Origin of the sequence: Microcoleus sp. Pol1C5 (assembly GCF_036701115.1) — a bacterium.
Classification (GTDB): Bacteria; Cyanobacteriota; Cyanobacteriia; order Cyanobacteriales; family Microcoleaceae; genus Microcoleus.
In genome coordinates this window covers 1-10,553 of sequence record NZ_JAUBQE010000102.1, presented here as the reverse complement: position 1 = coordinate 10,553, position 10,553 = coordinate 1, and the positions used below count along the sequence as shown (strand labels likewise).

Genomic DNA, 10,553 nt, shown 5'->3' with positions numbered 1-10,553 from the left:
TAATTGGGTCAACAGGTAAAAAATGAGTAAAATTACTCATTGACAACTTTGGTTTTAGCTTAACTTGTGAGTAATGTAAAGGGGGTATTAAAGTCGGATTTGGTATGATGCACCAAAATCAAAGAAACCGGGTTTTTTAGTGGCTCTGCAGGCTGTAACTCACATCTTGCACTATTATTAAGAACAGGCAAAATGCCTGTTTCACAAGAAAATTCATCTCTTGTGGAACAGGCATCTTGCCTGTTCATAAAAAGATTATTGAGAAGGGTGCCATATCTCAGTTGTAGCGCGTCTTTTCGGACACAACCCGGTTTCTGGTTTACCCTGGCGTGCAGGACTGTTCTGGTTGCGCCATTAGCATGAAAGCGTAGGTTTTGCAACAAAAAAAATTGGTTTTTTTTACCGTTTACGATCGACTTACACGAGATTTTTTCGGATAAGAACCCGGTTGGTGCGTAAGTCTTGGGAAGTGAACAGCCGTCGATCGACCTTTTGGTTTGTAGCGTCGCCGAAACTGTTGGCTGCGTCGGCTGTTTCCTTTTTTGCTGTTAAGATTGATTTTTACTTGAGGGTGCTCACTTCCTGAAAATATTTTCCCCCACTTAAGCGAGATAATAATTAGATCCTATGGCTTGTCGCTCACAAAAAATATTTTTACTCGCTGGAATTTTTGGGTTAGTTTGGCTGGGAAAACCAGCGAAAACATCCGCTAGCACCGTTGAAATTTTGACCTCAAATGTTGAGGATTTGGCAGCAGTCAGCAGCGGAGGCGATCGAGCATTAGCCCCCAACGATACCACTTTTGACAAACGCCAAGACTTGCCGGTAAAAGACGAGGAAACGCAGTTACCCACAGAGTCAGAACACTCAGTGGCGACGGAAACTCCCGACTTACCGCCGTCTCCGGCAAATTCAGTCGATGTGACATCTTACAGCATTCTCAAGAACAGGCAAGATGCCTGTTCCACAACGAGTGATTTTTCTTGTGGGGTGGGCATCCTGCCCGCCCGTAAAACGCTTATTGACAATGGTGCAACATCTCAGACCGATCGCACATTCAGCACAAAAACTCAAGAAACCCAGCTTTTTAACTCAGATCAAAAACTAGAAGAAAATATTGACCGACAAAAAATTGATTTGGGTATCGATCGAGCCTCGCATCTGGCCCAACTACCCAACCCAATTCTGCCGCGAGAACCCGAATTACCAGCTCCTGAGCCGCCGCAACCGCCTGCGCCGTCTCCCCTCCAACCCACCCAACCAATGCCCGTTGAAAGCGAAATTAGACCAGGTATTCCGGGTACAATTAAGGTCGCTGGCTTTGAATTTGAGGGCAACACAGCTTTTAGCGATCGCGAACTCGCAGAAGTTACGCAACAGTTTGCGGGGCGCGAAATCACCTTTGCTGAACTGATCGCAGCCGAAGCAGCCGTCACTCAAAAATATGTAGCGGCAGGATACATCAATTCCGGCGCTGTCATTCTCGCCAACCAAAGCTTTCCGAGAGACGGAGGTGTGGTGAAAATTCGGATTGTAGAAGGCGGATTAGATGAAATTGTGATTACTGGAAACAGGCGCTTAAATTCCAATTACGTGCGATCGCGCCTTGAGCGCGCTACCAGACGCCCTCTGAATCGCGATCGTCTGCTAGAAGCATTGCAATTGCTGCAACTCGACCCCTTAATTGGCAATATTTCCGCCGAATTGCAAGCCGGAAGCCGCCCGGAAAACAGCCGTTTAGAAGTGCGGGTAAAAGAAGCAGATAGCTTTAACGGTGAAGTGTTCGCAGACAACAACCGATCGCCCAGCGTCGGCAGTTTTCGGCGCGGTGTTCGCATCAATCAAGCAAATTTGCTCGGTTTGGGCGACGGACTAGAGGTATCTTATGCTAACACCGACGGCAGCAATGAATTCAACGGCAGCTACACAGTCCCCGTCAACGCGCGCAACGGCACGATTGGGTTCGCTGCGAGTGCTGCTAGCACCAACATCATTGAGGAACCGTTTGATGCTGCTGAAATTGAGGGGAAATCGCGGACTTACGAGTTAACTTACCGGCAGCCGATTGTCGAAAAGCCCGATCGCACTTTGGCTTTGGGACTGAGTTTTTCGCGGCAAGAAAGCGATACATTCCTGTCAGGGGAACGATTTGCGCTTTCGGCGGGAGCAAACGATCGCGGCGAAACCCGGGTTTCGGCTGTGCGCTTTTTTCAAGAATACGTGCAGCGGAGTTCCAACCAAGTGTTCGCCGCGCGATCGCAATTCTCCCTCGGCACTAATCTGTTCGGCGCGACTGCGAACGATAGCGGGCCCGACAGCCGCTTTCTGGCGTGGCGCGGACAAGCCCAGTACGTGCGGCTGCTAGCGCCAGAAACCTTGCTGATAGTGCGTTCTGACATTCAATTAGCCGATCGCCCCCTGCTTTCCCTCGAACAAATTGGGATCGGCGGCGTTCAAAGCGTGCGCGGATACCGCCAAGATTTGCTGTTAACTGATAGCGGTGCGATCGCATCTGCTGAAGTGCGAATCCCGGTTTGGCGTGTCCCGGAAGTCCAAGGATTGTTGCAAGTCGCTCCGTTTATCGATTTTGGGGTAGGGTGGAACCAGTCGGAGGAAAAGGCGAATCCTGACTCGGATAAACTGCTGGGTGCGGGTTTGGGCCTGGTTTGGCAGATGGGCGATCGGTTGAATGTGCGTCTAGACTACGGCATTCCTTTGATCAATGCTCGATCGGGCGATCGAACTTTGCAGGAAAAAGGCCTATACTTTCGGATTAATTACTTCGCTTTCTAAATTTTAGGTTGGATTGAGCGCGATCGAAACTAAACACTTTCTACAGTATCCTAGATTCTGCTGTCTTAGACTATAATATAGTTTGAAAATGTTATTCGACTTGCGTTTCAATAATCATATTTAAAGTTTAGCCTGCTTTACTTAGCAGGACACAGCGCAACTCCCTGACTGTCTACCACACGATGCAAGTTACTTCATGGGCAGGTCGAGGTGACGACCTGATAGCTCGAAAGGGTTATCAGGTTTTGGGGTTTTAAAGGGTTATAGTAAGCTCATGAGTTTTCTAGCTGTCCCGTAATGTACGTCCGCTAAAGTCTCTTGAAGGAGAGACGCATATTCTAGGAATCCGGGATGACTTCCAAAACAACCGTGTAGTGTATTGCCATGCACAGACCAGTTTCGGAATCCGTATAAAAGGGTAGGCATATCAATAGAGTTAGCATTTCGTGCCTCTATTGCTTGCTGCATAGCTTTTGCAGTGCGCCCACGAATGTTGTTTGGTAAGTATTTCAAATAGATAGCTTCCAGTGTTGAGACGGAATGGTTACTGGTGCTGGGCAACCGTGTTGTAATTGGTGTATTCAGTAGCCGATGAAGTTTCTGCAAGCTTACTGTTGCATTTTGTGGTACAGCATGAGTGTACAGAAGACAAAATGCTGAGTATTCACTCTTATCAGAGGGAGTTCCGAATAAAGACAGCAGCTCATTCCGAGTAAAGATTGCATTAAGAGCAAACCACGAGAAGTTAAATCGTAAAAGTTCAATAAACAAATCGTTACTTTTCGATTTATTTAAGTTCTTGCCCATGTAATGAATGTTGTCCATCTCTGCCGCACGTCTTACCCATTCAGTCGCAACACCTATTCCAATAACTTGGGTTGAGAGCAATGGAGTAAGTCCTTGGGCTGCAATACTTTTTTCTACTTTGTTCGCACATTGTGAATAGACTTTACGTGCCTTTAAAAGAGTATCTCTGTGTGGAATCATCGTAGCAATTAAATTACATATATCAATTATGTGTGTCTAACTTATAATTATATCGCAGTTGCGGTACAGTTATGATAAAGCAAGCAGCGATAAATTCTCGTCTTCATAAAATAATTTGATTTCGTTAAAATACCGACGTAGCAAATTTTCAACTTGCAATGTCGAACAGTTTCCAAGGCGAAGCCAAATAACTTTCGGTGGATTCCCGAATACTAAGCTCAGATCGTGCATATCCGCGTCTTTCGAGACAATCATCAAATTATTGTCTTTTGCATAATCCCAAACTACTGGGTCGATCGTTGCTTTCATCCCCACATCTCGAACGTGAAGCGAATTTGGGAAAATATCGCTCAAACGGTTCGGCAACTTGGGCGACAAGTTTTCATCAAAAAGTAATTTCATGCGGATAATGAAGCAGTCATAAACCGACGCTCACGGTCAGCAGCATAAGCTATGCAGGCTTTTAAATCTTCTCGCGTCAGATCGGGGAAATCGTCGAGAATTTCTGCTTCAGTCATCTCGGAAGCCAGGTACTCAAGCACTTCATAAACCGTAATTCGCAAGCCGCGTACACAAGGCTTGCCACCACGTTTATTGGGTTCGATCGTGATGTGGTTTCGGTAGTTCATAGTTGGAATTATCGTTATTGTGTTCTCGACGTTTGCAAAATCTTAGCCTATGACTGCGGATCTGGCAAGGTTGTCAATCTTGTTTTTAATACGCTCGCGCAAAAGTTTTTTGAAATAGCGTAATCCAATTCTCATAGCTTATACATATAACGAAGTTCAAGTGCGTTGCAAAAGCTATTCAGGCGATTCAGCAAAGCATTGTAATAGAGGTAGGCATCATCCCGTTCATCTTCAAGAAGAGCATACAAGGTCAGTTCTGGCTCTGCTGCTAGACGATCTTTAGGAACATCTAAGCCGGCTTCGGCTAGGCGCGTTGCTGCGATCGCGACTAACAATGACTCAACTGTATTCGTCTTACCATGATGAAGCTCGTCCAATCCAGGTAGAATTAGCTCCGCTCCCGGCAACTCATTCAACCTCATGACTGTTCCTCCTCTGAGTTACCTTCAAACGTCGCATTGAAAAAAGCTATCTTTATTATATTTGCGAAAAGTCCACTTTAGGGGTGAAAGAGAGCCGATCGAACACTGAGGCGATCGCACTGATATAATCCAGATATATAATTCTGATGGAACCGGAAACGATATTATTTATATAACAGGGTTTAAGGTATGTCTCGCCTGTCTTCCGGCCTACTTTTTGTTTTCTTATTGCTATTTCCCTCGAAAACCTTCGCCCAAATCATCCCAGACAGTAGCTTGGGCCCGGAAAGTTCACGCACCGTTCCCGATACAATCAATAACATACCCTCAGATAGAATCACTGGCGGCGCAACTCGCGGGGTTAACCTATTTCACAGCTTGGGCGAATTTAACATCCGTGAAGGGCGGGGAGCTTATTTTGAAAATCCCAGCGGAATTACCAACATATTCACCCGCGTTACTGGCGGAAACCCTTCTAATATTTTAGGAACTCTGGGAGTTTTAGGAAACGGTAACTTATTTTTAATTAACCCAAAAGGAATTATATTCGGCCCGAATGCGCGGTTAGATTTGCGCGGTTCATTTATCGGTTCGAGTGCTGACAGTATTGTGTTTAATAACGGCTTTGAATTCAGCAGCACCAACCCACAAACATCTGCGCTCTTAACCGTTAATATTCCCGTTGGTTTAAGATTTAGAGACAATCCCGGTGCAATTGTCAATCAATCGACGGCTGTAGGAAAGGTAAACCTCCCAGCCTCTCCTGTGCCAATTCCGATTAGCGATCGAGTTGGTTTAGGAGTAGAACCAGGTCAAACTTTAGCACTCATTGGCGGCGACATCCAACTCCAAGGCGGTAATTTAACCGCCAGCAGCGGACAAATTTTACTGGGTAGCGCAGCCAGTCCCGGTTTAGTTAATTTGGCACTGACAGCGGAAGAAAAGGGAAATTTAACTTTAAATTATGACAATATTCAGAACTTCGGCAATATTCAAATAGCCGAGGGAACACTCATCAACACCAGCGGAATCGGTGGCGGTAGAGTAGAGTTAAAAGGTGGAAACGTCACCCTCAGCGGGGCGCGAATTTATGCGCTGACACTAGGAAATATTGATGGTAGAGGTATCGATATCAGCGCTCAAAAGTTGCGGGTGGAAAACGGCACGCAATTTTCTACCCTGACTCTAGGAGATGGTGCAGGAGGTAATATCAACTTCCGCGCTGCTGATTCAGTAGAAATGAGCGGGCTGGGAGTTGAGGGATATCAACAGCTTGCAATTAAATATTTGGTATCGGGAACCACAGACCCGTTTGACCCGCTATTCGTGCTGTTTAATGCTAGTGCTGGTGCTGGTTCGGGGGGGAATATTACGATCGACACCGGCCGCCTGCTCTTCAACAATGGGGTCGTAGGTAGCGGTATCACTTTTGGCGGTGGTAATGGGGGAAATTTAATCATTCGTGCCAATACTTTTGAGATGGTGGGTTCTGGAATTAACAACGGGACAGCTAAAGAAAGTAGCGGTGCGGGAGGAAGTATTAGTGTTGATGTGGGGAAATTAATTATGCGCGACGGTTCTATTCTGGGTAGCACAAGCTACAGCAGCGGCCCGTCGGGGAATATCAACATTAAAGCTGCTGAATCAGTAGAATTGTCTAACACCGGCCCGACAACAGTTGTATCAACCGGAATTAGCACCCTGAGTATCGGCTCTAACGGAAGGGCGGGGAATATTAACGTCGATACTAAGCGGTTGACTCTCTCTGGAGGTTCTGCGTTTACAGTAGGAACGGGTGTGTTAATTGGCAGGTTTTTGTTTTCTAGGGATGGGGGGCCTGCTGGAAATTTAACAGTTAGGGCGAGTGAATCAGTAGAAATTTCAGGTATTTCTCAACTTTTGACCAGCGGAATTCAGAGTGCTAGTGCGCTGAGTTCTGGAACTTTGAGCTCTAGTCCGGGCGGGGAGATTCGCATTGATACGCCAAGCCTAACCGTGCGGGATGGGGCGGTAGTTTCTACGAGCTCTTTGGGGGTGGGAGATGGGGGGAATATTACTGTTAATGCCGATCGAATCGAGGTCAGCGGCAGCGGAAATAATGGTCTTTTTATCAGTACAATTGATGCTTCGGTGGGCAAGATATTTGGTACTAATCCCCAGGCGACGGCAAATGCCGGTTCGTTGAATCTAAATGCCGATCAACTAATTGTCAGAGATGGAGCTACAGTGACAGTGCAGGCTACGGGAACCGGACGCGCTGGTAATATTAATGTTGTCGCCAATTCGATCGCTCTTGAGAACAAAGCGAGAATGGACGGTACGACTGTATCCGGTACAGGAGCAAATATTAACCTGCAAGCGCGAGACATCCAATTGCGCCGCAACAGCCAAATTACCACCGATGCAGGCAGTTCAGACGGCGGCAATATCAACATCAACAGCAACATTCTTGTCGCCCTCCCGCAAGAAAACAGTGACATCACAGCCAACGCCCGCACAGCAGGCGGCGGCCGCGTGAATATCAATGTCCCCAATGTTTTTGGTTTTACAGCAGCGAGTCGCGAACAAGTCAGAAACAGGTTGGGGCTCAGTGACGCCGAATTTGCAGTGCTGCAAGTAAGCCCTACATCTCTGCTTCCCAGCAGCGACATCGCGGCGATTTCCCAAAGTGGCGGCCCGGCTTTGCAAGGGGCGGTAACATTTAGTTCTGTTGGAGTCAATCCCGTTCAAGGTTTAGTGGAACTGCCACAAAATGTGGTCAATCCGGCTGCGTTAATTGCTGCAAATCCCTGCATCCAAGGGGCCGAGAACGAGTTTACTGTGACGGGGCGGGGGGGATTGCCACCGAGTCCTAATGAAGTTCTCAGCAGCGCTGCATCGCCGTTTCCGTGGGTGGAACCAGCGGTAGGTGAAAGTCAGCAAGTCGAAGGCAAAAGAGCATCCATAGAAGTTCGGCCAACAGAAATTATTCCCGCTCAAGGTTGGGTAATGGACGATCGAGGACAAGTAACGCTGGTAGCCTATAATTCACATGGTGGTGCATCTATTCGCAATCCGAAATCGACGGGTGTTTGCGTACCTCGATAGATACTCTTTAGGTTTTAGCTAATCCCTCGCTATTTTCTTAATTTTTCTTAATATTAAATTAACCAGACTTCAAAGATGCAGCCCCTATCTTCCGCCCTATTTTGTGCATTTTTACTGCTGTTTCCTGTCCCCGCGATCGCCCAAATCATCCCCGATAATAGCTTGGGTGCAGAAAGTTCGCGCACAGTTCCCGACACTATTAATAATTTACCCTCGGACAGAATAGAAGGCGGTGCAAGTCGCGGCGTTAACCTTTTTCATAGCTTGCGCGAATTTAACATCCGTGAAGGGCGGGGAGCATATTTTGCCAATCCCAGCGGAATTGCGAATATTTTTACCCGCGTTACTGGTGGCAACCCTTCTAATATTTTAGGAACTCTGGGAGTTTTGGGAAACGGCAATTTATTCTTAATTAACCCCAAAGGGATTGTCTTCGGCCCCAATGCTCGGTTAGATTTACGTGGTTCATTTTTAGCAAGTTCTGCTGATAGCGTAGTTTTCGATAATGGCTATCAATTCAGCAGCAATTCGCAATCATTACCGCTGTTAAATGTCAATATACCTATCGGTTTAAATTTTCGAGAAAATCCTGGTAAAATCATTAACTCTTCAGCAGCACCAGCCTTGAATTTACCACAATTACCCCCAGGAATTCCGCCGATTTTCAATAACCTGGGCTTAGCAGTTGGGCCGGGACAAACACTCGCCCTAGTGGGTGGAGATATTGAATTAAATCAGGGAAGTGTTACTGCATCTACAGGACAAATTTTGCTGGGTAGCGTCGCTAGTCCGGGGATGGTTGGATTGGGGTCAACGCCTTTTGGATTAAATTTAAACTATGACAAGATTTCCGACTTTGGTAATATTGAAATGACCAACGGCTCACTGATCAATACCAGTGGAATCGGTGGTGGCAAAGTCGATATTCGAGGTGGAAATGTCAATCTCAATAATGGGCGAATTTATGCCCTGACTTTGGGAAATATTGATGGCAGGGCGATCGATATTAACGCTCAACAGTTTCGGGTCCAAGGTGGAGCGCAAATCTCCACGCTGACAGCAGGAAGTGGTGCCGGAGGCGCTATCAACATCCGCGCTACCGACTCAGTAGAAATGCTCGGAATTGGATTAGATAACTATAGAGTGTTTGGTGGTAACTATACGGTATCTGGCTCTTTCGACCCTTTTGACCCACAACTTCTGCTGATAACTGGCACTAATAGCATGGGAGCCGCCGGAAACATCACGATCGACACGGGACGATTGCTGATGGACAATGGAAGCGCATTGACTACCACCACGTTAGGTGCTGGCAACGCCGGAAATATAACCATCCGTGCCGGGGTTTTAGATATGCTCGCTTCTGCAATTCACAGTGGCCCACTTTTGGGGAGTACCGGTAGGGGAGGAAATATCACCTTTGAGGGAAAACGTTTAACCGTAAGCGATGGTGCTAGTGTGATCAGCATCACCCGCGGTGAAGGAGGAGCGGGGAATATCAACATTAAAGCGAATGAATCAGTAGAAGTGCTGCGGACTCCCACTGGAAGTCCCGTAGCAAGTTTAATTGGCTCAACTGCCAGCGGTGTGAATGGGGAAGCTGGGGACATTAATATCGACACGAAGCGGTTGAGGATTTCTGACGGAGGCGGGATTAGTTTATCTAGCGGAGCAGTTGTGGGCAACCAACCATTGAATACAACTGGGGGGCCCGGAGGTAATTTGACAGTTAGGGCCACTGAGTCAGTAACAGTCGAGGGTTTTTCTGGAGTTTTGGCCAACGGCAGTCGGAATCCCAGTTTCATCTGCGCTGATGCCAATACTGCTAATCGGGGAGGGAGTATCAACATTTCTACACCTGTACTGACTCTCCGGGGCGGGGGAGTTATTAGCACTGCATCTTTAGGCAGCGGAGAAGCCGGAAGCATCACAATAAATGCGGGTCGTGTAGAAGTTATTGGGAATGGGGGTCAAGGTGAATTTAACAGTCAAATTCAGACTTCCGTTGGGATTGCTTCTGAGCTTATAGATCCTAATGCTACGGCTAACGGAGGTTCGTTGAATCTAAATGTCGGGCAATTGATTCTTCGCAATGAAGGAACACTCAATCTGCAAGCTTTGGGATCGGGACGGGCTGGTAACATTAATGTCAAAGCAGACTCAATTTTTCTTGACAACCAAAGCAGCATTGACGGTAGAACGGCATCCGGTCCCGGAGCAAATATTAACCTTGAAGCACGAGATATCCAGTTGCGCCGAGGCAGCAGAATTACAACGGATGCAAGTATTTCTGAGGGTGGCAATATCAACATTAAAAGCGATATTCTAATTACTCTCCCCAACGAAAATAGTGACATCACAGCTAATGCGCGATCGGCCGCCGGTGGTCGGGTTAATATTAATGTCCCCAATGTTTTCGGGTTTACATCAGTTACTCGCGAACAGGTGCGAAGTAGTTTGGGATTAACAGATGCTGAATTTGCAGCGTTGCAAGTAAGTCCGACTTCTCTAATTCCTACCAGCGACATTGCGGCTATTTCCCAAAGTAGCGGCCCGGCTTTGCAAGGTACTGTAACATTTAGTGCTTCTGGGGTGAATCCTGCTCAAGGTTTAGTGGAACTGCCGCAAAATGTGG

The 10,553-nt window shown here is 47.0% G+C and carries 7 protein-coding genes; 3 read left to right on the top strand and 4 right to left on the bottom strand.

All coding sequences use genetic code 11. The features are described 5' to 3' along the window. Window positions 1-627: 627 nt before the first annotated feature. Window positions 628-2,793, top strand: a complete 2,166-nt coding sequence (locus tag QUA23_RS30020) for a ShlB/FhaC/HecB family hemolysin secretion/activation protein (RefSeq protein WP_333079021.1) — start codon at window positions 628-630, stop codon at window positions 2,791-2,793. 261 nt (window positions 2,794-3,054) lie between these two features. Here the strand turns inward: QUA23_RS30020 and QUA23_RS30015 are convergent, their stop codons facing one another. The 4 genes from QUA23_RS30015 to QUA23_RS30000 all read right to left on the bottom strand — a co-directional run bounded on the left by QUA23_RS30015 (window position 3,055) and on the right by QUA23_RS30000 (window position 4,825). Then, the gene (locus QUA23_RS30015) at window positions 3,055-3,780 is read right to left on the bottom strand and encodes a hypothetical protein (RefSeq protein ID WP_333079020.1); all 726 of its coding nucleotides are present in this window, start codon (window positions 3,778-3,780) and stop codon (window positions 3,055-3,057) included. A 69-nt stretch (window positions 3,781-3,849) separates the two neighbouring features. Beyond that, window positions 3,850-4,182 carry a DUF5615 family PIN-like protein gene (locus QUA23_RS30010; protein WP_333079018.1) on the bottom strand — a complete coding sequence of 111 codons (333 nt, stop codon included), beginning with the start codon at window positions 4,180-4,182 and terminating at the stop codon, window positions 3,850-3,852. Next, on the bottom strand, window positions 4,179-4,409 hold the full coding sequence (locus QUA23_RS30005) for a DUF433 domain-containing protein (RefSeq protein WP_333079017.1): 231 nt from the start codon (window positions 4,407-4,409) through the stop codon (window positions 4,179-4,181). Before QUA23_RS30005 ends, QUA23_RS30010 begins: the two co-directional genes overlap by 4 nt. A 131-nt stretch (window positions 4,410-4,540) precedes the next feature. Beyond that, window positions 4,541-4,825, bottom strand: coding sequence for a hypothetical protein (locus QUA23_RS30000; protein ID WP_333110674.1), 285 nt, complete (start codon window positions 4,823-4,825; stop codon window positions 4,541-4,543). A 195-nt stretch (window positions 4,826-5,020) separates the two neighbouring features. Here QUA23_RS30000 and QUA23_RS29995 point away from each other — a divergent pair, with 195 nt between their 5' ends. Both QUA23_RS29995 and QUA23_RS29990 read left to right on the top strand, forming a co-directional pair. Then, complete coding sequence (locus QUA23_RS29995; RefSeq protein ID WP_333079014.1) at window positions 5,021-7,918, top strand: two-partner secretion domain-containing protein; 2,898 nt, start codon at window positions 5,021-5,023, stop codon at window positions 7,916-7,918. Window positions 7,919-7,993: 75 nt separating this feature from the next. Beyond that, window positions 7,994-10,553 (top strand): two-partner secretion domain-containing protein (locus QUA23_RS29990; protein ID WP_333110672.1); only part of this gene is annotated, 2,560 nt, incomplete at its 3' end.